The organism is Pseudomonas gregormendelii (genome assembly GCF_017114825.1).
In the GTDB taxonomy this organism is placed as follows: domain Bacteria; phylum Pseudomonadota; class Gammaproteobacteria; order Pseudomonadales; family Pseudomonadaceae; genus Aquipseudomonas; species Aquipseudomonas gregormendelii.
The window spans coordinates 52893-74823 of record NZ_JADEVO010000011.1 but is presented as its reverse complement, the minus strand read 5'-3'; the positions used below and the strand labels follow the sequence as shown (position 1 = coordinate 74823).

The following is a 21931-nucleotide window of genomic DNA, read 5'->3' as shown; positions in this document are numbered from 1 at the left end:
TCATATCCAGTTTAGGAGCGGGACAAGGTGTTTGAAGCGTTTATGGAGAGGATACGGGCTCTGTTGCTGGGGCTGCCACGCCGCCAAAAGCGACTGATACAGGTTTCGGCCGACGTCGTCCTGGTTTGGGCTGCCCTCTGGTTGGCGTTTGTGGTCCGACTTGGTATCGATGAAATGGTAAATCCGTTTCTCGCGCACACCTGGCTCTTCCTCATCGCTCCGGTGGTGGCGATACCCTTGTTCATCCGCTTTGGGATGTATCGGGCGGTCATGCGCTATTTTGGCAACGATGCACTGATCGCTATCATCAAGGCTGTAAGCCTGTCTTCGCTGATCCTAGGCGTCATCGTTTACTGGTACAGCAACCATCAGAATATCGTGCCTCGTTCAATCATCTTCAACTACTGGTGGTTGAGTCTTATCATGATTGGCGGATTACGTCTTGCGATGCGCCAGTACTTCCTGGGCGACTGGTTTACGGCAGTGCAGCACGTGCCTTTTGCCAGCAGAGATGACGGTCTTCCAAGAGTTGCGATTTACGGCGCGGGCGCTGCAGGAAATCAGCTTGTTGCGGCCCTACGCATGGGCCGGGCGATGCGTCCGGTAGCATTCATTGATGACGATAACAGCATTGCCGATCGCATCATCTCGGGCCTGCATGTGTACAAGCCCAAGCACATTCAGAGAATGATCGATGTTACAGGTGCGCAGGAAGTCCTTCTTGCGATCCCGTCATCTAACAGGGGCCGTCGTCGTGAAATCCTGACCTTCCTCGAAGGCTTTCCACTGCACGTTCGAAGTGTACCGGGCTTCATGGATCTGGCCAGTGGCAGGGTCAAGGTCGATGACATACAGGAAGTGGATATTGCTGACTTGCTCGGTCGTGACTCCGTACCCGCGCAGGGAGAGTTGCTTGAGCATTGCATCAAAAATCAGACTGTTCTGGTTACCGGAGCGGGTGGTTCAATTGGATCGGAACTTTGCAGGCAGATTCTGGCTTTAAGGCCAACAACGCTTTTACTTCTTGATCATAGTGAGTTTAATCTCTATAGCATTTTGTCGGAGCTAGAGCAGCGCGTTACACGGGAATCGCTACCGGTTCGACTGTTACCAATCCTTGGTTCCGTACGCAATCCAGAAAAATTACTGGACGTAATGAAAACCTGGCACGTTGATACGGTTTATCATGCCGCGGCCTACAAACATGTGCCAATGGTGGAGCACAACATCGCCGAAGGCGTTCTTAATAATGTGATCGGTACACTCAATACCGCTCAGGCTGCTCTTCAGGCCGGGGTTGCTAACTTCGTTTTGATCTCTACGGACAAAGCTGTGCGGCCCACCAATGTGATGGGTAGCACGAAGCGTCTCGCGGAACTGACGCTGCAAGCGCTCAGTCGCGAGGTGGCCCCGGTACTTTTTGGTGATACTGGTAATGTGTCGCGGGTCAATAAAACCAGATTTACCATGGTCCGCTTTGGTAATGTTCTGGGATCTTCAGGTTCGGTGATTCCGTTGTTTCACAAACAGATCAAGTCCGGCGGGCCACTGACTGTTACTCACCCGAAAATCACCCGTTATTTCATGACCATTCCCGAAGCTGCGCAGCTTGTAATTCAGGCGGGGTCAATGGGGCAGGGTGGCGACGTTTTTGTGCTCGACATGGGTGAACCCGTGAGAATTGTAGAGCTGGCAGAAAAGATGATTCATCTATCTGGCTTGAGTGTCCGTTCCGAGAAGAACATTAATGGCGATATCTCCATCGAATTCACTGGATTGCGCCCGGGTGAGAAGCTCTATGAAGAGTTATTGATTGGTGACAACGTTGTTTCCACTCGGCACCCTATGATCATGAGTGCCAATGAAGATCATCTACCGTGGGAAGTGCTCAAAACCAAGTTGACAGAATTGCTCTTGGCAGTTGAGCACGACGACTACACGCGAGTCCGACAGTTGCTGCGCGATACCGTCAGCGGATACGCTCCTGATGGAGAAATTGTTGACTGGATCTACCAGCAACGCCGACTCGAGCCGTGACCTGTTAAAAGTTGCAGCAAGGTCGTTTAGCAATAAGCGCGGCACTGTACGATGTTTCAAGCAGCTTCCTGGAAGCTGCTTTTTCTGAGACTTGAACTGTTGTCTCACAACGTCAGGGCCGCACTGCTTAGGGAAACAGATCCGCTTCCTGCAGGGTTTTACCTGCTTGGTCCTTAGCCGACAGTTGTGGGGTTTCATTGAGCTGCCAATCGATTGCCAGAGTCGGATCATTCCAACGAATGTAGCGCTCGGCGGAGGGGGTGTAATAATCAGTAGTTTTGTAAAGAAACTCGGCGAAGTCGCTCAGGACAACGAAGCCATGTGCGAAGCCTTCCGGAACCCAAAGCTGACGGTGATTTTCAGCCGATAGTCGAACGGCTACCCACTTTCCGAAATGCGGTGAGCTACGCCGAATATCCACCGCCACGTCAAGAACCTCTCCCACTGTGACACGCACCAGCTTGCCCTGAGTATTCTCAAGCTGATAGTGCAAGCCGCGAAGCACACCTTTTTGCGAGCGGGAATGATTGTCCTGAACAAATTTAGTGTTTAGACCAGTCGCTTCTTCGAAAGCCTTGGCGTTGAAGCTTTCATAAAAGAAGCCGCGCTCGTCACCAAACACCTTGGGTTCGATAATCAGAACACCGGGTAAGTCAGTGGTGACTACATTCATTGGTTTTCTCCAGATTTAGTGAAAAGTAAGAGACTTCGGTCCGTACTGACCAAAATGTACATATTAGAGCAAAGCCTGCGTCAGGTAATCGTATATGTGAACTCACCGACATACGCGATTGCCTATTTTCAGCTGGATCTACCAGTGACGCCACTTCGAACCCTGATTGTCTAGTTGAGGTGCCGGTGGTGCGGGCGTGCTGGGTAATCCGGCACCGCCAGCGTGGTAGATCCAGGAACCGTCAAACTCTGAGTAGCTTATGGATTGTCTGTTTTCGATTTTGCACCGCGATCATCGCCGACTAAGCATCCCTCAATGCGCTACAGGCGTATGTGAAGAATGTCGGTCGTCCGTAATCTGGTCAGACGGCACGATAACCTGTTCGCGCATAATCGATTTGGAACGTGCCCATGCTTTCAGGAGAGGCTCTTCCAGGTAGCGCCAGGAAACGTCGGCGATAGGTATGGCCACGATGATGCCGACCACAAGCAATTGCTTGGAGTCGAAACCGTTCGAATACATTAGCGCTGCAATAGGATAGTGGTACAGATAAAGTCCGTACGATATTTTTCCGAAGTACCGCATTGGGATATTATCGAAAATATTGTTATAGATTGAGTCGTAGTTAATCGTGAAATACAAAATCGCAATCATCGTCATGACCGATACTACTGTTTTTGGTGGCAGTGTCGTGTATGGCTGGGCATAATGGAATACGAAGGCCACCATCACAAGAATAGCCGGGCAAAAAATCAGGAGGCCGGAGAATCGGTTTTTGAAAAGCCTAACAATGAATTTGTAATCTTTTATAAGTGGGATTAGCGACCCGAGAAGAATTCCATCGAACTGCAAGAATCTGTCGCCAGCCATCCGCAGAATCCAGATTGTGAGGATCGCCGCGCAGATTAAAACTGCCAGTAGCGATTTTGTCTTAATTCCACATTTCGCAAGCGTTAGCAAAATAATTGGCCATGCGATATAGAACTGCCACTCTACCGCCAACGTCCACGTATGCTGGAGGAAAGGGATGGGGTGCAGATCTTGTGCTAAGTAAATATTCGCCATGAAAATCATGCTGAGCATGGTCGTCATGTCGGCTGTTTCATTTGCTGGATAACTGTATTTTCCAAAGCAGTAGTAAATCGCCAAGTAAAGTACGCACACGGCGAGAAATGCAGGGATCAATCGGACGATGCGATTGAGATAGAACTTGACGATATTTATGGTATTTGTTCTTTTGATCTCATTAAAAATTTGGGAAGAGATTAAAAAACCGCTCATTGTAAAAAATATGTCGACGCCGATGTCGCCACTCAATTGGATACCAAGCGTGTGATAAACAAATACTACTAAAACTGCGAATCCACGCAGCCCGTCAATTGGTGTTATTCGTGACTTTTTGGCAGTATCATTCATCAGTTAAAATACCTTCCATTTTTTTCAGAATGAGTTGTCAAAACCTCCTAGCTTAATTCATCGCGAATGATGCCACCTTATGGATGCATTGAGAAGCGGAGCGTCGGGCTACGGAACGGCATACGCATGGAAGTCAAAAGAATGTCAATGATGGCGCTCCTGAGTCTGTCGCGTCGGATTGAAGTCGCCGACCGATCGTCAGTATTATTGGAGTGATCCACGCGCTGTCTTGGTGTTGCGGGGAGGTTTCATTGTTGTTTAGAGAGATATATTTTTTCGACTTATGCGTCGGAACGCATCATGGCGAGCTCGCTGCTGGGGGAATTTGCAGCACGGCATCCGGGATCAGCTAAGCGCTTTACATGCGGGGTCGTTAAGAGTTTGCAATTATCTCACATCCCGCAACAGACACACTTTTGACAGTCTCCATACATCGCCTAAATTTGGAAGGCAGCTTCGGAGAAGCTGCTTTCCCAAATCGATGACATGGAGCTTCAACTATGCGTACTGGCTATCTATCCTCTCTGGTTTTTGCATTCCTCACCAGCCTCTCCCTCGCCACCCATGCGGCCCCCGCTCCGAGAGCCGAGACTGGCGCGACCACCGCAACTCAGGAAATCGCCCCTAAGCCACAGGCAGTCAAGGTCGATCTCAACGCAGCCGATGCAATCACTCTACAGCGTGACTTGGTGGGTATAGGCGAAGCCAAGGCCCAAGAGATTGTTGCGTATCGTGATATGAACGGTCCATTCGCTACGGTGGACGAACTGCTCGAAGTCAAAGGGATTGGTAAGGCGATCCTGGATAAAAACCGCGAAAGGCTGGTCGTGAACTAAGCTAAACAGCGAGCTTGCAAGGCCGGTCATTGACCGGCCTTTTTGCATTCTGGCCATCGTGATTGTTCTCTCCTTTCGTCGGCTCATTTAAAATTACGACTATCATATTATCTTTAGATTATGCATATAATAAAACGGTCGCCAGTTAGCGAGCGCCATTCTCGGCCTTCCACCACTCTGAAATCCCCACAGGAGTACACCGATGACCTCCCCCCAATCCCAAGGAACAGCCCTCATCACCGGCGCCTCTTCCGGCATCGGTGCCATCTACGCCGAGCGCCTCGCCGCCCGTGGCTTCGACTTGCTGCTGGTAGCCCGCGACCAGGAACGCCTGGAAGCCGCGGCGACCAAACTGCGCGCAAGCCACGGTGTGCAGGTTGAAGTGCTGAAGGCAGACCTGACGCAAAAAGACGAAGTGCTGAAACTTGAACAACGCCTGCGCAGTGACTCCAGCATCAGCCTCCTGCTAAACAATGCCGGTGTCGCGGCGGATGGGCTGTTGGCCAATTCCGACCTGGATCAACTTGAGCGCCTTATCCAACTCAACATAACCGCCGTCACCCGGTTGGCTTCAGCAGCGGCAGCCGGTTTTGCCAAGGCGGGTCGTGGCACGATTATCAATATCGCCTCGGTCGTGGCGCTGTTCCCTGAGCGCTTCAACGCGACTTACAGCGCCAGCAAGGCATATGTGTTAAGTCTGACCCAGTCCTTGAATGCGGAACTGGATGGTACAGGCGTCAAAGTCCAGGCCGTTTTGCCGGGTGTAACCCGCACTGAGATCTGGGAGCGCTCCGGCATTGATGCGTCGCAGATCCCGGAGGACATGGTGATGGAGGCGGGGGAGATGGTTGATGCTGCTCTGTCAGGTCTCGATCAGGGTGAGCTTGTCACCATTCCTTCGTTGCCCGACGCGGCGGATTGGGATGCCTTTGTAGCGGCGCGTCATGTGATGGCGCCGAATTTGTCCAAGAGCAAAGCTGCCGCACGTTACAAGTGAGGCGGCTTGAGGTGTTTGCAGTATGAGTGATCGTCGAGTGGTTGTAACAGGCATGGGCTTGGTGTCGCCTTTGGGCACGGGTGTCGACGCGGTTTGGGCGCGGCTGTTGGCGGGTCAGTCCGGGTTGCGCACGTTGCCGGACGCTGTGGTGGCCGATTTGCCGACCTCGGTCGGTGGTGTGGTGCCGTCGCTGGCTGATGATGCCGAGGCGGGGTTTGACCCGGATCGGGCGACGCCGCCCAAGGAGCAGAAGAAGATGGACCGCTTTATCGTGTTTGCGATGGAAGCGGCGCGTCAGGCGCTGGAACAGGCCGGCTGGCAGGCGCTCGATGCCACTGCACAGGAGCGCACGGCGACGATCATCGGCTCGGGCGTGGGTGGTTTCGGGGCGATTGCCGATGCGGTGCGTACCACGGACAGTCGTGGGCCGCGGCGTTTGTCGCCTTTTACCATTCCGTCGTTCCTGGTCAACCTTGCGGCCGGCCATGTGTCGATTCGGCACGGCTTCAAAGGCCCGTTGGGTGCTCCGGTGACGGCGTGTGCGGCCGGGGTGCAGGCGATTGGTGACGCGGCGCGGCTGATCCGCTGTGGTGAGGCGGATATTGCAGTGTGTGGCGGGGCGGAAGCCTCGATTGATCGCGTCAGTCTTGCCGGTTTTGCGGCGGCGCGGGCCTTGTCCAGTGGTTATAACGAGACCCCCGAGCGCGCTTCGCGGCCGTTCGACAGTGGCCGTGACGGGTTTGTCATGGGCGAGGGCGCCGGTCTTCTGGTGATCGAATCCCTGGAACATGCCCTGGCCCGGGGTGCTCAGCCCTTGGCGGAACTGGTGGGTTACGGTACCAGCGCGGATGCTTATCACCTGACCGCCGGCCCGGAAGATGGCAGCGGGGCGCGCCGGGCAATGGCCTTGGCATTGGCGCAGGCGGGTATCACTCCGGATCAGGTGCAACACCTGAATGCCCATGCGACTTCAACGCCGGTCGGCGATCTCGGGGAGCTGGCGGCTATCAAATCGTTGTTCGGCACCGAGAACAAAATCGCGGTAACAGCGACCAAGTCGGCTACCGGGCATTTACTGGGTGCTGCGGGCGGGATCGAGGCGATTTTTACGTTGTTGGCGATTCGTGATCAGGTGGCGCCGGCCACGCTGAATTTCGACGACCCGGACCCGGCCACCGAAGGCGTGGACATTGTCCATGGCGAGGCGAGGCCGATGGCGATTGAATACGCGCTGTCCAACGGCTTCGGCTTCGGCGGGGTCAATGCCAGCGTGCTGTTCAAGCGCTGGCAGGACTAGTCCCGGGACTGCTTCAAGTGTTCGCGCGTGACGTCGAGGATCCGCTGGGCCAGCCCGGGGTTCTCGACGCTGCGTGATAACAGCAGTGCTCCTACCAGGGTCGACATGATGACGATGCTGCGGTCGTCGGCATGTTCGCCCTCCAGCGTGCCTTGCACTTGTTCAAGCCTTGCGTTGAGAACGGCATCGGTTGTCGGGCTCGGCTGCCCGCGCAAGCCCAGTTCGGATGACATGGTCGGCAGCGGGCAGCCCTGTTGGGGCGAGGTTTGGTGCCACTCGGACAGGTAACTGTCGATGAAGGCGTCCAAGGGACGATCTTCGGCGAACAACATGGCGCACTGCGCGTCGAGTTCTTCGCCCGCCGCCTGCAGGGCTTTCTCCACCAGTTCGTCCTTGGAGGAAAAGTGTGAGTAGAAACCGCCGTGGGTCAGGCCCAATGCTTTCATCAGGGGTTGCAGGCCGGTCGCGCCAATCCCGTCACGTCGGAAGCGTGCAGCGGCTTCCTTGATGATGCGTTGATGGGTTTGGGCTTTGTGATCCTGCGAGTAACGCATCTGAAATCTCCACGGCAATACATCATCTTAACCAAGGAAGCTCAGATGGTGACTGTCTTCTATTCCTAAAAAAGCACCCGGATGCTTCAAAGCGCAACCTGGCATGAATAGTGTTTGCTCGCCTGCAGACTTTTATTAATCGGGGACCGCTGAGCCTTGGCGGTCCGCCTGAGCGAGGAGACGATCATGTTCAAAGATTACCCAGCGGCCTATCAGGTCAGCAAAGGCGCGGCTTTGCAGGTGGACACTGTGTTTTACAACCGAATTCGTGAGGCGCAGGACGCTCGCACGCTGATCGAGCAATTTGAGGTCCCGATCCGCACCGGGCGCGCGTGGCATGTCCCTGCTGGGCATGTGTTTCGAGTTACCACACCGGTCGGCCCGCAAGTGGGTGATTTTAACGTCTGGAATGCCAACGATCCCCGCGAACGCCTGTGGGCGGCCCGCACCCGGCAACTGCAAGGCGCGCATGTCAGTACCCATGACCGGCTGTGGTCGAACCTGCCCTTTTTGCGGCCATTGGTGACCATCACCGATGACAGCCTGGCCGCTTATGGCGTCGACGAGCACGGTGGCCGCTTGCATGACTTGCTGGGCACGCGTTGCGATCCCTATGTGAACAAAATGCTCACGGGCGAGGACTTTCACCATCATTGCCATTCGAACCTGACCCGAGCCGTGTTACCTCATGGTCTTACCGAGTTTGACGTGCATGACGTGTTGAATATTTTCCAATGCACAGGCCTCAATCATGACGACATGTACTTCATGAAAGCCTGTCCGGCGCAGAAGGGCGACTACCTGGAATTCTTTGCCGAGATTGATTTGCTGTGTGCGCTGTCGACCTGCCCGGGAGGGGATTTGTCTTTGCCGATGTGGGGGCCGGACGCGCAGGATCCGTTGAGCGTATGTCGTCCGCTTGGAGTGGAGATTTATCGGTTGGAAGATGAGTTGCTGGAAGGTTGGAGCCAGCCCGAGCGTGCTGCATACAACGGAATGCACGGCCTGCACATCGCCAAGGCAGACTGGGAAAAATAAAAAAAGATCGCATCCCCGGTAGGAGCTGCCGAAGGCTGCGATCTTTTGATCTTAGTGTTCAGCGATCTTTCGCTTCCTTGGCGTCCATGTCCGCATTGCGTTCAGCGACGCGTTTACGTTGCTCGTCGGTGAGTTCGACCTTGTTGGCAGTGTCACGCAACATCATAAGACCACCAACGATCGAGCCGATTGCAACAACCAGAATCAACCAGGCATACCAGGGCATAGGGCTCTCCTTGAGGGGCAGGCCGGCAGGCGGATTTCGCCGGCCGATCGTGCATACCACTTTGAGCGATTGTTCTTCGCAGTGGTTCCATTGTAGGCCTGTTATGGCGGGTACGTAGGAGCTGCCGCAGGCTGCGATCTTTTGACTTTTGCGTCATTACGAACGCCGAAGATCAAAAGATCGTCCGATCGCGGCCCGAACCTCCGGCAGCTCCTACCGGGAGGATGGCTTATAACCCGGTCAGCATCGTATCGGCCGGCGCATCGGCGCGCAGTTGTGCCGTCAGCATGAAGTACACGAACCCCACCGCCATGAAGCCGAGGAAGATAAGACCGATCAAGGTGTTGAACCAGGTCATCGCCACCAGGCACACCAGCGCCAGCAGCAGCGCAATCATTGGCACCAGCGGGTAGCAGGGCGCGCGGAATGTGCGCTCCAGGTTCGGCTCGGTTTTACGCAGTTTAAACAGGCTGAGCATGCTCATGATGTACATGACGATTGCCCCGAATACCGCCATGGTGATCATCGCGGCGGTGAGCGTCATCCCGCCGAGGTTGATCAGGCCATCGCTGTAGATCGCCGCGATACCGATCACACCACCGGCAATAATTGCGCGGTGTGGAGTCTGGAAGCGTGACAGTTTTGCCAGGGACTTGGGCAAATAACCGGCGCGCGCCAAGGCGAAGAACTGGCGCGAATACCCAAGGATGATGCCGTGGAAACTCGCCACCAGGCCGAACAGGCCAATCCACACCAGCATGTGCAGCCAGCCGGAGTTTTCGCCGACCACGGTTTTCATGGCTTGGGGCAGAGGATCGTTGATGTTGGACAAGGTGCGCCAGTCGCCAACGCCACCGGCAAAGAACATTACGCCCATTGCCAGCAACACCAGGGTCAGGATGCCGCTGATGTAGGCCTTGGGAATCGTGCGCTTGGGGTCCTTGGCTTCTTCGGCGGCCATGGCTGCACCCTCGATGGCGAGGAAGAACCAGATGGCGAACGGGATGGCGGCAAACATGCCGGCGATGGCCGGGGCGCCGAATACATCCGAACCGGCCCAGCCATTGAGTGCGAAGTTGCTGAAGCTGAACGCCGGTGCGACCACCCCCATGAACACCAGCAGCTCGGCAACGGCCAGCACGCAGACGACCAGCTCAAAAGTCGCGGCCAGTTTCACCCCGAGAATGTTCAGACCCATGAACACGATGTAGGCACCGACTGCCGCGTGCTTGGGATCGAGCGCCGGGAATTGCACGTTCAGGTAAGCGCCAATCGCCAGGGCAATGGCCGGTGGGGCGAAGACGAATTCGATCAACGTCGCCAACCCGGCGATCAATCCGCCTTTTTCGCCGAAGGCCCGGCGGCTGTAGGCAAAAGGTCCGCCGGCGTGGGGAATGGCGGTGGTTAGCTCAGTGAAGCTAAAGATGAAGCAGGTGTACATGGTGGCGACCATGAAGGAAGTCACCAGAAACCCCAGCGTCCCGGCGACGCCCCAGCCGTAACTCCAGCCGAAATATTCTCCGGAAATCACCAGCCCGACCGCAATGCCCCACAGGTGCAGCGTACCCAGCGTGGGTTTGAGTTGTGTATTCATGCGTTTGCTCCCTGAACGGTTTGGAAAGCTCGGGGGAGGGCGCGTGCAGTGGGCGTGCCAGTGTGGTGATTGCAGTCGTAAAGAGCGAAAAAACGTCGCATCAAGGATGTTTGTTGCTGAATGTGTGCTGGTGGTGCGCCAGTGAGGGGCGATGCTGGCAGTTATGCCGCCTTCGCGGGCAAGCCCGCTCCCACAGTTGGGCTGCGTCAGTCCTGACACCGCGAGCCCCCGTGGGAGCGGGCTTGCCGGCGAAGGTGCCGGTGCAGACACAGCTGTAACGCCCGCATAAACCCACTCTTTACGTTTTCTTTATCCCCCGCCACCCCCCTCGATCTCGTTCCTTTACAGCCTCTCTCCCGACAATACCTCCACACGCGGCAATACGCCGTAACACGGAGAACTTCCATGAGCGTTCTGGACGGAGTGTCACTGCTGCTGGCAGTGGGGCTGTTCATTTATTTGTTGGTTGCGCTGTTGCGCGCGGACCGGAACTAGGAGCGGGTATGCACAGTTATGACTATTGGCTGATCCTCGCATTCTTCGCGTTGGTGCTTGTGCCTGCGCCGTTTCTGGGTCGGTTCTACTACAAGGTGATGGAAGGGCAGCGCACCTGGCTGACGCCGGTACTTGGGCCGGTGGAGCGCGGTTGTTATCGGGTGGCGGGAGTTGATCCGCAGGCCGAGCAGAGCTGGCAGAAGTACGCGCTGGCGCTGCTGGCGTTCAACCTGGCGGGCTTTGTGCTGTTGTTTGCGATTCTGCTGTTCCAGGACTATCTGCCGCTCAACCCGCAGCAGTTGCCGGGCCAGGAGTGGACTCAGGCGTTCAACACCGCCGTCAGCTTCATGACCAACACCAACTGGCAGTCCTACAGCGGCGAGGCGACGCTCAGTTACCTGAGCCAGATGGTCGGCCTCACCGTGCAGAACTTTGTCAGCGCCGCCACCGGCCTGGCTGTGCTGGTGGCCTTGTGTCGTGGTATTGGGCGCAAGTCCACCAAGACCCTGGGCAATTTCTGGGTCGACATGACCCGTGCCACCCTTTACGGCTTGCTGCCGCTGTGCCTGCTGCTGGCGCTGTTCCTGGTGTGGCAGGGCGTGCCGCAGACCTTCGCTCACTACGTGAATGCCGTGACGATGCAGGGTGTCGATCAGGTGATTCCATTGGGCCCGGCCGCCAGCCAGATTGCGATCAAGCAGTTGGGCACCAACGGCGGCGGCTTCTTTGGCGTCAACTCGGCGCATCCGTTCGAGAACCCGACAGCGTGGAGCAATCTGTTCGAAGTGGCGTCGATCATTCTGATCCCGGTGGCCCTGGTCTTCACTTTCGGCCATTACGTGAAGGACCTGCGTCAGAGCCGCGCGATCATTGCCTGCATGCTGGCGCTGTTCCTCATTGGTGGCGCCACCTCATTGTGGGCCGAGTACCAGCCGAACCCGAGCCTCAACAACGTGGCTGTTGAACAGACCGCGCCGCTGGAAGGCAAGGAAGCAAGATTCGGCACCACGGCGACAGTGCTCTGGTCGGTCACTACGACTGCTGCCTCCAACGGCTCGGTTAACGGCATGCACGACAGCCTCAACCCTCTCAGCGGCATGGTCGCGCTGGTCAACATGATGGTCGGCGAGGTGATCTTCGGCGGTGTGGGGGCCGGTCTCTACGGCATGTTGCTGAACGTGTTGATCGCGGTGTTCCTGGCGGGGCTGATGATCGGCCGCACGCCGGAATACCTCGGCAAAAAACTGCAGGCTCGGGAAGTGCAGTTGCTGGTGGTGACTTTGCTGGTGATGCCGGTCGGCGTACTGGTGCTGGGCGCGATTGCCGCCAGCCTGCCAGGGCCAGTGGCGGCGGTCACTAACCCGGGGCCGCACGGTTTCAGCCAGTTGCTCTACGCCTACACCTCGGCCAGCGCCAACAACGGCTCAGCCTTCGCCGGCTTCGGCGCCAACACGCCGTTTCACAACCTGATGCTCGGCCTCGGCATGTTGATCGGTCGCTTCGGCTACATCCTGCCCGTGCTGGCGCTGGCTGGCAGCCTGGCGCTGAAGAAAGCCGCGCCGGTCAGCCCGAACAGTTTCCCCACCCATGGCCCGCTGTTCGTGACCTTGTTGACGGTGACCATTTTGCTGGTGGGTGGCTTGACCTTCCTGCCGACCTTGGCACTGGGGCCTATCGCCGAACACTTGAGCCTGGGTTTCTAAGGAGCTGATGATGAATATGCCCGCAACCAAACCGGCTGCCGTCAAGGCGCCGGAACAACCGAAAACCGCGATCTCGGCCCTGTGGCGCCCGGCGCTGGTGCAAGCCTTCGTCAAGCTTGACCCGCGCCAGTTGCAGCGTGCGCCGGTGATGCTGGTGGTGGAACTGACCGCCATCCTGACCACCGTGCTGTGCTTCATTCCGGATCCGGCAGTGCCGACGTTTGTCGCCGCGCAAATTGCCCTGTGGCTGTGGTTCACCGTGCTGTTTGCCAACTTCGCCGAAGCCTTGGCCGAGGGTCGCGGCAAGGCTCGCGCCGACAGCTTGAAGGCAGGCAGCGAGGGCCTGAGTGCCCGGCGCAAAACCGCCGATGGCAGCTTTCAAATCGTGCCGGCCACCAGCCTGCGCAAAGATGACGTAGTGCGCGTCGAAGCAGGGGAAATGATCCCCGGTGACGGCGAGGTGATCGAAGGCAACGCGGCGGTCAACGAGGCGGCGATTACCGGTGAGTCGGCGCCGGTCATTCGCGAGTCTGGGGGAGATCGTTCGGCGGTGACCGGCAATACCCGGCTGGTATCGGACTGGTTGCTGGTGCGGATCACGGCCAACCCCGGGGAGTCGACGCTCGATCGCATGATTGCCCTGGTCGAAGGCGCCAAACGCCAGAAAACCCCGAACGAAGTCGCCCTCGACATCCTGCTGATCGGCCTGACGCTGATCTTCCTGCTGGTGGTCGTGACCCTGCAACCCTTCGCGCATTTCGCCAATGGCAGCCTGCCGCTGGTGTTCCTCGTGGCGTTATTGGTCACGTTGATTCCGACCACCATTGGCGGTTTGTTGTCCGCCATCGGTATTGCCGGGATGGACCGCCTGGTGCGCTTGAATGTCATCGCCAAGTCCGGTCGCGCCGTGGAAGCGGCGGGGGATGTACACGTGCTGTTGCTGGACAAGACCGGCACCATCACGTTCGGCAACCGTCGCTGCACGGCGGTGTATGCGGCGCCGGGAGTGAGCGGCCGGGAATTGGCCGAAGGTGCACTGTTCGCCTCCCTGGCCGATGACACGGCGGAAGGCAAGTCCATCGTCGAATACCTGCGTGGCTTGCATCCACAGCCAGAGCCGTCGCCCGAGACCCTGACGAGCGTGCCGTTCAGTGCCGAAACCCGACTGTCCGGCGTTGACTATCAGGGCCGCGTTTACCGCAAGGGTGCGGTGGATTCGGTGCTGGCGTTTGTCGGCCTGAAACGCGCCGACCTGGCACCGGCGCTGTCCCGGGAAATCGACAAGATCGCCCAAAGCGGTGGCACGCCGCTGCTGGTGTGTGCCGACGGCAAACTGCTCGGCGCCATCCACCTCAAGGACGTGGTCAAGCCCGGCATTCGCGAGCGTTTTGCCGAACTGCGCAAGTTGGGCATTCGCACGGTGATGGTGACCGGCGACAACCCGCTGACGGCCGCGGCGATTGCGGCAGAAGCGGGGGTCGATGACGTGCTGGCCGAAGCCACGCCAGAGAAAAAACTGGCGCGCATTCGGCATGAGCAGAACGACGGTCGGCTGGTGGCGATGTGCGGCGACGGTGCCAACGATGCCCCGGCCCTGGCCCAGGCTGATGTCGGTATGGCAATGAACGACGGGACCCAGGCGGCACGCGAGGCGGCGAACATGGTCGACCTCGACAGCGACCCGACCAAGCTGCTGGACGTGGTGCAAATCGGCAAGGAATTGCTGGTGACCCGTGGTGCGCTGACGACCTTTTCCATCGCCAACGACGTGGCCAAATACTTCGCGATCCTGCCGGCGCTGTTCGCCACGATCTATCCGCAACTGGGCGTGCTCAACATCATGCACCTGAGCAGCCCGCAGAGCGCGATTCTCTCGGCGATTGTGTTCAACGCCTTGATCATCGTGGTGCTGATCCCGCTGGCGTTGCGCGGTGTGCGGGTGCAGGCAGCCAGTGCGGCGGCGTTATTGCGGCGCAACCTGTTGATTTATGGGCTGGGCGGGATTGTGGTGCCGTTTGTGGGGATCAAGGCGATCGACATGCTGTTGACGGCGTTGCATCTGGTTTGACCGCTTGTGTGGGAGCCAGCCTGCTGGCGATGGAAGTTAACGATGACGCGTTCTGTCTGGATGAGCGCGTTGAGCTCAAGTTTTTCGCGAGCAAGCTCGCCCCTACAGGGGCAGTTTGCTCACGAACCACAGAATTTGTTACAGGAATTCGAGGAATCTGAAATGTCCACAATGATCCGCCCGGCCTTGAGCCTGCTCGTTCTCATGACCCTGATTACCGGCGTTGCCTATCCCCTGGTTGTCACCGGTGTGGCCCAGGTCGCATTCCCCAGCCAGGCCAACGGCAGCCTGGTGCAGGACGCCAGTGGCAAGGTGCGTGGCTCTGCACTGATCGCCCAGGATTTCACCGGTGACGCCTGGTTCCATCCACGACCTTCAGCCGGTGCCTTTGCCACGGTTGCCAGTGGTGCCAGCAACTTCGCGCCAAGCAACCCGGCGCTCGCGACCCGGGTGGTCGACGATGCCAACAAACTGCTGGTGCCCGGCCAGGGGCCGGTGCCCTTGGCGCAACTGACCACTTCCGGCAGCGGCCTCGATCCGCACTTGCCTCCTGCGGCGATTGCCTATCAACTGGCGCGTGTTGCGGCGGCGCGGCAGTTGCCGGTGTCGACGGTTGAGCAATTGATGAATGCGCATATCGAGCGACCGCTGGTGGGCCCGCCGGTTGTGAATGTGTTGGCGTTGAATATTGCGCTGGAAAAGCTGTAGATCAAAAGATCGCAGGCTGCGCCAGCTCCTACACGGAGCCTGCGATCGTTCGCGGTAACCCCCATTCCAAGTCGAACAAGGCAATAACAGATGAGCAACTCCGGCCGCGCCGACGCACTGCTAGCAGACCTGCCCCGCGACGGGCGTGGCCGGCTCAAGGTTTTCCTTGGCGCCGCCCCGGGTGTCGGCAAGACCTACGCCATGCTGCAAGCGGCCCATACCCAGCTGCGCCAGGGCGTGAAAGTCATCGCCGGGGTGGTCGAAACCCACGGCCGCGCCGAAACCGAAGCGCTGCTCGGCGGCTTGCCGCAGCAACCGTTGGTGCGCTCGGAATACCGTGGCGTCATGCTCGAGGAAATGGACCTCGACGGCCTGCTCGCGGCCAAACCCAAGCTGGTGCTGGTGGACGAACTGGCCCACAGCAACGCCCCCGGCAGCCGTCACGCCAAGCGCTGGCAGGACATCCAGGAACTGCTCGCCGCCGGCATCGACGTGTTCACGACCGTCAACGTCCAGCACCTGGAAAGCCTCAATGACCAGGTGCGTGGCATCACCGGCGTGCAGGTCCGCGAGACTTTGCCGGACTGGGTGCTGCAGGAAGCCTATGAACTGCTGCTGATCGACCTGCCGCCGCGGGAATTGCTCGAGCGTCTGCGCGACGGCAAAGTCTATGTGCCGGAGCAGGCACGGGCGGCCATCGATGCATTCTTCACCCAGACCAACCTCACGGCCTTGCGTGAACTGGCGATGCAGACTGCCGCCGCGCAAGTCGACAATGACCTGGCCCAGGGCTATCGCCAACTCGGCCAGGATGCGCCGGCTGTGCGCGGTCGGTTGCTGGTCGGGGTCGATGGCGATGAGCAGGCCGAGCGCCTGGTGCGGCATGCCAGCCGGGTCGCCCAGCGTCGCCACCTGCCGTGGAGCCTGGTGCATGTGGATAACGGCAGCACGCGCGACGAGCAGGCACGCCTGCGCCTGCAAAGTGCCCAGCAACTGGCCGAGCGCCTGGGTGGCGAGGTGGTGTTACTGCGAGCTGGCGAGGTCGCGAAAACCCTGATCCAGCATGCCGGCGAACGTCGCGCCAGCCTGATCCTGGTGGGGCAATCCCGGCAGCGTTGGCGCCGGCGCCTGTTCGGTGGCGGCCTGGCGTCACGGCTGTTGCGCAACGCGCGCGGGCTGGAAATCAACGTGCTCGACAGCGATCACGCGCAACATTCGCCACGCGCGCGTTCGACCCAACCACTGGTGTGGTTCGACTATGCGCTGGCGCTGGTCGCGACCGTGCTCGCCAGTGCCTTGGCCTGGGCCGTAGCCAGTGTGTTGCCGCTGCCCAACATCTCCCTGGTGTTCCTCGCGGCCGTGCTGCTGGTGGCCGTGCGCAGCAGTCTTGGCCCGGCGCTGGCCTGCGCGGCGCTGTCATTCCTGACCTATGACTTCCTGTTCATTCCACCGAATTTTTCCTTCAGCATCCAGCGCGAAGAAGACGTGCTGACCTTGCTGTTTTTCCTGTTGATGGCCGCACTCACCGGCAACCTCGCGGCGCGTCAGCGTCGACAATTGCAGGCGCTGCGCGATACCCAGGAAGAGACCAGCGAACTGCTCGACCTGTCGCGCAAACTCACCGCGGCCACTGATCGCCAGGCGGTAGTCAGTGCGGCGGCGCAGCACCTCAACGGCTGGAGCGATGTGCAATTGTGCCTGCTCAATCGCGACGGGCAGGCGGGCTGGAAAGTTGAAACCGGTGGCCCGTTGACCTTCACCGAAGCCGAACGCGCAGCGGCCGACTGGGCCTGGCAACACGATCAGCCGGCGGGTGCGGGAACCGGGACTTTGCCGATGGGACGCTGGTGGTGGTGGCCGTTGTCGGTAGAGGATGGACCGCTGGCGCTGCTCGGCGTCTGCGCCAGGGAAGGCCATACCTTGAGCGGCCAGCGCCGCCGCCTGCTGACCGCCTTGAGCCAGCCACTCGCCCAGGCACTGGCCCGTGCGCAACTGGCCCAGGACCTGGAGGCGGCGCGTCTGCACGGTGAAACCGAGCAATTGCGCAGTGCCTTGCTGGCCTCGGTGTCCCACGACCTGCGCACGCCGTTGACCTCGATGCGCGGCAGCATCGACAGCCTGCTGGCGCTTGGCGAAGCGATTCCGCTGGAAGACCGCCGCGAACTGCTCGAAGGCACCCGCGACGAAGCCGAACGCCTCGATCGTTACATCCAGAACCTGCTGGACATGACCCGCCTGGGCCACGGTGCGTTGAAGCTGGCGCGGGACTGGGTGTCGCCGGCAGACATCGTCGGCAGCTCGCTCAATCGCCTGCGTGCGGTACTCGCGCCGCTGCAGGTCAGCACCGAGGTGCCCCCGGAGTTGCCGCTGCTCTACGTGCACGCGGCGCTGATCGAACAGGCGCTGGTAAACGTACTGGAAAACGCCGCGCGGTTTTCCCCGCCTCAGGGCCGCCTGCAGTTGAGCGCTGGCGCCAATGACAGCGAGTTGTTTTTCTCGGTCAGCGACGAAGGGCCAGGGATTCCGGAGGACGAGCGGGCAAAGATTTTCGATATGTTCTACACCGCCGCACGGGGTGATCGGGGCGGGCAGGGCACCGGGCTTGGCCTGGCGATTTGCCAGGGGATGGTGGGCGCTCATGGCGGGCGGATCAGTGTCGCGGACGGGATAGAGGGCCGGGGCACCTGCATTACCCTGCATCTGCCACTGCAAGAACAGCCGGAAGTTGAAAGTGAAGCCTGATACCCTTTGGATCCCCCTATGCCGCGATCAGAATTCATGAGCCAGACCGCGACCATCCTGGTCATTGACGACGAACCACAGATCCGCAAATTCCTGCGCATCAGCCTGGTTTCCCAAGGTTATAAAGTGCTGGAAGCCGGAACCGGTACCGAGGGGCTGGCGCAGGCCGCGTTGAGCAAGCCTGACTTGCTGGTGCTCGACCTCGGCCTGCCGGACATGGACGGCCAGCAGGTGCTGCGCGAGTTTCGCGAGTGGTCGACGGTGCCGGTGCTGGTGCTGTCGGTGCGTGCCGGCGAGGGGCAGAAAGTCGAGGCGCTGGACGGCGGTGCGAATGATTACGTGACCAAGCCGTTCGGCATCCAGGAATTCCTGGCCAGGGTCCGCGCGCTGTTGCGCCAGGCTCCAGCTGGGGAATCGCAGCAGGCGGCACTGAGCTTTGGGCCGCTGACCGTTGACCTGGCCTACCGCCGGGTACTGCTCGACGGCGCCGAAGTCGCATTGACCCGCAAGGAGTACGCGGTGCTGGCGCAACTGGCCCGGCATCCGGGGCGGGTGATTACCCAGCAGCAACTACTCAAGGATATCTGGGGGCCGACGCACACCGAGGACAGTCACTATTTGCGCATTGTGGTGGGGCATCTGCGCCAGAAGCTGGCCGATGACCCCACCCAGCCGCGGTTTATTGTGACTGAGGCGGGGGTGGGGTATCGGTTGTTGGGTGGGGACAACCAGTAACATTTGTGTTGAATGTTCCGGCCTCATCGCGGGCAAGCCCGGCTCCCACAGGTTATGAGTTGATTCACAATATTTGTGGACACCCTCGAACCTGTGGGAGCCGGGCTTGCCCGCGATGAGGCCCTTGAATCCTGCACAAGTCTAGGGACTGCGACCCTGCTCTTCCTCATACCGATCCAGCGTATCGCGCGCAATTTCCCGCCCCAGCGCGATCAATTCCGGCGCCTTGTAAAACTCGAAAAACCGGCACACCCGCTTCGGCACGTTGATCAGGATATCCGGCGGATACCCGGCAATCTTGTACTGCGCCAACGAAGTCTGCATCACCTCGAAACTCTGGTTGATCAAATCCAGCAGCGACGCCGGCCCGACGTTATCGATAATGAACGACCCGGTGGCGGACTTCGGCGCACCCCCGGCCTCCGGAGCGGCGGCCGGTTGCTGGGCTTCAGGCTCGGCGGATTCGATCCACGGATTGATGTCCGCCCCTTGCGCCTTCAGTGCTTCTTTCTCCAGCGCCAGCAATTGCTCGGCCTGCGTGCGTCGGAACGGTAACTTCGACCCCAGCGAATTGATCAGGCTGTCGAAACGACTTTTGAACGCAGGCGGGCGCGGGATCACCGGCAGCTGATAATGCCGCTGGTTGGTGGAGTTGAGATTGACCGCGATGATCAGGTCGCAATGGCTCGAGACCACCGGCACGATCGGCAGCGGGTTTAGTATCCCGCCGTCGACCAGCATGCGATTGCCTTGCATCACCGGGGTGAACAGGCTGGGGATCGCCGCCGAGGCGCGCATGGCCTGGTGCAGGCAACCTTCCTGGAACCAGATTTCCTGCTGGTTGGTCAGGTCGGTGGCCACCGCCGTGTAGGGAATCCGCAGTTCCTCGATGTTGATCTCGCCGACGATCTTGCGAATCTGCCCGAACACTTTTTCGCCGCGAATCGCCCCCAGTCGGAAACTCACGTCAACCAGACGCAAGACGTCTAGATAATCCAGGCTCTCGATCCAGTTGCGATAATCCTCGAGTTTGCCGGCGGCGTAGATCCCGCCGACCACCGCGCCCATGGAGCAACCGGCGATGCAGGCGATGTCGTAGCCTCGCCGTTCGATCTCCTCGATGACGCCGATATGGGCATAACCCCGGGCGCCACCTGATCCCAGTACCAGTGCGACACGCTTTTTCATGAATCGCCCTCGTCTGACAAGGTTCAACAATGCACCCAACGAGGGGGGCGCTTCAATCGCCAAGGTCGTTCAAGCAGGCGAAGACGTCGTTTTTTCGACACTCCGTGGCGGCGCAAGGGTATCTTGCTCAGCGCGACAGTTTCAGCAAGGCGCTCAAGGCACTTTTCAAGCGCCAGACCGTCTTACCTGCACGACTGTTTTCCTATTTTTTGAGGTGTAAGTGATGAAAGCCTGGATCTGTGTACCCTTGATTGCCCTGGCACTGGCCGGCTGTGCCGGCAAGACCGCCTACCGCGATAGCTGCGGCAGTGGCATCGATGCGGCGTGGCATGAGCTGGACCTGGCCAAGGCGGAAGGGTTTGCCGGTACCGTCAGCTACTCCAAGGCGCTGTCGTTGCTGACCGGTGCGAAGACCCAGCAGCAATTCGAGGCATTCGAAGGCTGCACCAAGAAAGCCGAAAAAGCGCGCTTCTACATTCGTGAGTCACGCGCGGGTCGTTGAGGCATGATGCAAGGCTGAGACGCCATTGGAAAAAAGGAGCAAGCGATGTCCGGGTTGGTTGATCGGTTAGTGGCTCATGTGATGGGCCTTGAAGTCGGTGTGATGGCGAGTCAGGCGCGCCTGGAGGCACGCACCGACCCTGAGGCCCTGCACGATCTGCGCACTACGGTGCGCCGTCTGCGCAGCCTGCTGCGGCCCTTGCGCGGCTTGCCCGGCGTCGCTCAGCTGGAAGCGGCGGCGTCGCGGGTCGGCGACCTGACCACGCCGCTGCGCGACCGCGAGGTGTTGGCGGCGTACCTGCTCTTGCACGATCAACCGCAAGCGGCGCAACGGCGCATGGCGCAAATGGCCGAGGCTTATCCTGCAGTCGCCGCCAGCACCGAGCTGGCGCAACTGCTGCAGATACTCGACGCTTTTCCCCGATTCTTGCGGGCGTCCCAGCGCCAGGGACTGCTCAAGGGCCTGCGCCCAAACATCGAAAAGCGCTTGGCGAAACAGTGGAAAAAGCTCGACACCGCCCTGCACGATCCTGCCCACGACCGCCATCGCCTGCGACTGCTGATCAAGCGCGTGCGCTATGGCATCGAGGCCTATCCCGAACTGGACCGCTTGCCCAAGGCCGCCATGCCGCGCCTGAAAGCTGCGCAAGCGGCCCTGGGTGACTGGCACGATTGCTGGCAGTGGCTGGTGCGCGCCGAGCACGAGGCCGATCTGCAACCCTGCATCAGCACCTGGCAAACCACTATGGCCAAGGCCGAAAGCCGCGCCGACCGGGTGCTGGACAAGCTCAGTGCGGACTGCTTCAAGTCCTGACAACCGGGATAGCTACCGCAAGCTGCGATCTTTTGACTCGAGACCGCACCGCCCCCCGTAGGAGCTGCCGCAGGCTGCGATCTTTTGACGTTGATCTTTGACGTTGATCTTTGACGTTGATCTTTGACGTTGATCTTTGACGTTGATCTTTGGCGTCATCGCTGTCGCCCAAGATCAGATGTTCGCAGCCTGCGGGCGGCAGCTCCTACGGCATATGCATGCGTCTCGGCCTATCTGTCGGTGAATTTGTCCGGAATAAGCCCTGTATCGCCTCCCGCGTCTGGTTAACATCCCTGCATCCCCATCTGC

At 59.2% G+C, this 21931-nt stretch carries 19 protein-coding genes; 13 read left to right on the top strand and 6 right to left on the bottom strand.

The annotated features are described in order from the left end of the window. Positions 1-42 precede the first annotated feature (42 nt). Positions 43-2037: a polysaccharide biosynthesis protein gene (locus tag IMW75_RS10220; protein WP_045059626.1), complete on the top strand. Its 1995-nt coding sequence runs from the start codon at positions 43-45 to the stop codon at positions 2035-2037. Positions 2038-2164: 127 nt separating this feature from the next. On the opposite strand, the gene rfbC is transcribed toward IMW75_RS10220, so the two are convergent. Further along, positions 2165-2710, bottom strand: a complete 546-nt coding sequence (rfbC, locus tag IMW75_RS10215; protein WP_205892534.1) for a dTDP-4-dehydrorhamnose 3,5-epimerase — start codon at positions 2708-2710, stop codon at positions 2165-2167. 312 nt (positions 2711-3022) lie between these two features. Beyond that, positions 3023-4126 (bottom strand): acyltransferase family protein, encoded by a 1104-nt coding sequence (locus tag IMW75_RS10210; protein ID WP_205892533.1) that lies wholly within the window; start codon positions 4124-4126, stop codon positions 3023-3025. A 500-nt stretch (positions 4127-4626) separates the two neighbouring features. On the opposite strand from IMW75_RS10210, the gene IMW75_RS10205 reads away from it, so the two are divergent. The 3 genes from IMW75_RS10205 (at position 4627) to fabF (ending at position 7256) form a co-directional block, all read left to right on the top strand. After that, on the top strand, positions 4627-4962 hold the full coding sequence (locus IMW75_RS10205; protein ID WP_205892532.1) for a ComEA family DNA-binding protein: 336 nt from the start codon (positions 4627-4629) through the stop codon (positions 4960-4962). Positions 4963-5164: 202 nt separating this feature from the next. After that, positions 5165-5959 (top strand): SDR family NAD(P)-dependent oxidoreductase, encoded by a 795-nt coding sequence (locus tag IMW75_RS10200; protein ID WP_205892531.1) that lies wholly within the window; start codon positions 5165-5167, stop codon positions 5957-5959. A 22-nt stretch (positions 5960-5981) separates the two neighbouring features. After that, a complete protein-coding gene (fabF, locus tag IMW75_RS10195) occupies positions 5982-7256 on the top strand; it encodes a beta-ketoacyl-ACP synthase II (protein WP_205892530.1) in 1275 nt (424 codons plus the stop codon). Here the strand turns inward: fabF and IMW75_RS10190 are convergent. Then, on the bottom strand, positions 7253-7810 hold the full coding sequence (locus IMW75_RS10190) for a TetR/AcrR family transcriptional regulator (protein WP_045058925.1): 558 nt from the start codon (positions 7808-7810) through the stop codon (positions 7253-7255). The two genes, fabF and IMW75_RS10190, sit on opposite strands and share 4 nt — an antisense overlap. Before the next feature lie 186 nt (positions 7811-7996). Here IMW75_RS10190 and IMW75_RS10185 point away from each other — a divergent pair, with 186 nt between their 5' ends. After that, positions 7997-8848, top strand: a complete 852-nt coding sequence (locus IMW75_RS10185; RefSeq protein ID WP_045058924.1) for an urea carboxylase-associated family protein — start codon at positions 7997-7999, stop codon at positions 8846-8848. Between the two features lie 58 nt (positions 8849-8906). On the opposite strand, the gene IMW75_RS10180 is transcribed toward IMW75_RS10185, so the two are convergent. Together IMW75_RS10180 and eat are read right to left on the bottom strand one after the other, a co-directional pair. Continuing rightward, a complete protein-coding gene (locus IMW75_RS10180) occupies positions 8907-9074 on the bottom strand; it encodes a DUF2897 family protein (RefSeq protein WP_082069155.1) in 168 nt (55 codons plus the stop codon). 229 nt (positions 9075-9303) lie between these two features. Continuing rightward, the gene (eat, locus tag IMW75_RS10175) at positions 9304-10668 is read right to left on the bottom strand and encodes an ethanolamine permease (protein WP_205892529.1); all 1365 of its coding nucleotides are present in this window, start codon (positions 10666-10668) and stop codon (positions 9304-9306) included. Positions 10669-11073: 405 nt separating this feature from the next. On the opposite strand from eat, the gene kdpF reads away from it, so the two are divergent. The 6 genes from kdpF to IMW75_RS10145 all read left to right on the top strand — a co-directional run bounded on the left by kdpF (position 11074) and on the right by IMW75_RS10145 (position 19119). Further along, positions 11074-11163 (top strand): K(+)-transporting ATPase subunit F, encoded by a 90-nt coding sequence (gene kdpF, locus IMW75_RS10170; RefSeq protein WP_007899818.1) that lies wholly within the window; start codon positions 11074-11076, stop codon positions 11161-11163. 8 nt (positions 11164-11171) lie between these two features. Further along, entirely contained in the window at positions 11172-12866 is a 1695-nt protein-coding gene (kdpA, locus tag IMW75_RS10165; RefSeq protein WP_205892528.1) for a potassium-transporting ATPase subunit KdpA, read from the top strand. A 10-nt stretch (positions 12867-12876) separates the two neighbouring features. Beyond that, positions 12877-14934 (top strand): potassium-transporting ATPase subunit KdpB, encoded by a 2058-nt coding sequence (gene kdpB, locus IMW75_RS10160; RefSeq protein WP_205892527.1) that lies wholly within the window; start codon positions 12877-12879, stop codon positions 14932-14934. 162 nt (positions 14935-15096) lie between these two features. Beyond that, positions 15097-15642: a potassium-transporting ATPase subunit KdpC gene (gene kdpC, locus IMW75_RS10155; RefSeq protein ID WP_045058920.1), complete on the top strand. Its 546-nt coding sequence runs from the start codon at positions 15097-15099 to the stop codon at positions 15640-15642. Positions 15643-15732: 90 nt separating this feature from the next. Continuing rightward, positions 15733-18384 carry a sensor histidine kinase gene (locus tag IMW75_RS10150; RefSeq protein ID WP_205892526.1) on the top strand — a complete coding sequence of 884 codons (2652 nt, stop codon included), beginning with the start codon at positions 15733-15735 and terminating at the stop codon, positions 18382-18384. 36 nt (positions 18385-18420) lie between these two features. Continuing rightward, complete coding sequence (locus IMW75_RS10145) at positions 18421-19119, top strand: response regulator (RefSeq protein ID WP_045058992.1); 699 nt, start codon at positions 18421-18423, stop codon at positions 19117-19119. A 141-nt stretch (positions 19120-19260) separates the two neighbouring features. On the opposite strand, the gene IMW75_RS10140 is transcribed toward IMW75_RS10145, so the two are convergent. Then, positions 19261-20307 (bottom strand): patatin-like phospholipase family protein, encoded by a 1047-nt coding sequence (locus tag IMW75_RS10140; RefSeq protein ID WP_205892525.1) that lies wholly within the window; start codon positions 20305-20307, stop codon positions 19261-19263. Between the two features lie 223 nt (positions 20308-20530). On the opposite strand from IMW75_RS10140, the gene IMW75_RS10135 reads away from it, so the two are divergent. Further along, positions 20531-20809 (top strand): hypothetical protein, encoded by a 279-nt coding sequence (locus IMW75_RS10135; RefSeq protein ID WP_045058957.1) that lies wholly within the window; start codon positions 20531-20533, stop codon positions 20807-20809. Positions 20810-20854: 45 nt separating this feature from the next. After that, a complete protein-coding gene (locus IMW75_RS10130; RefSeq protein WP_205892524.1) occupies positions 20855-21622 on the top strand; it encodes a CHAD domain-containing protein in 768 nt (255 codons plus the stop codon). The last annotated feature ends 309 nt before the right edge of the window (positions 21623-21931 follow it).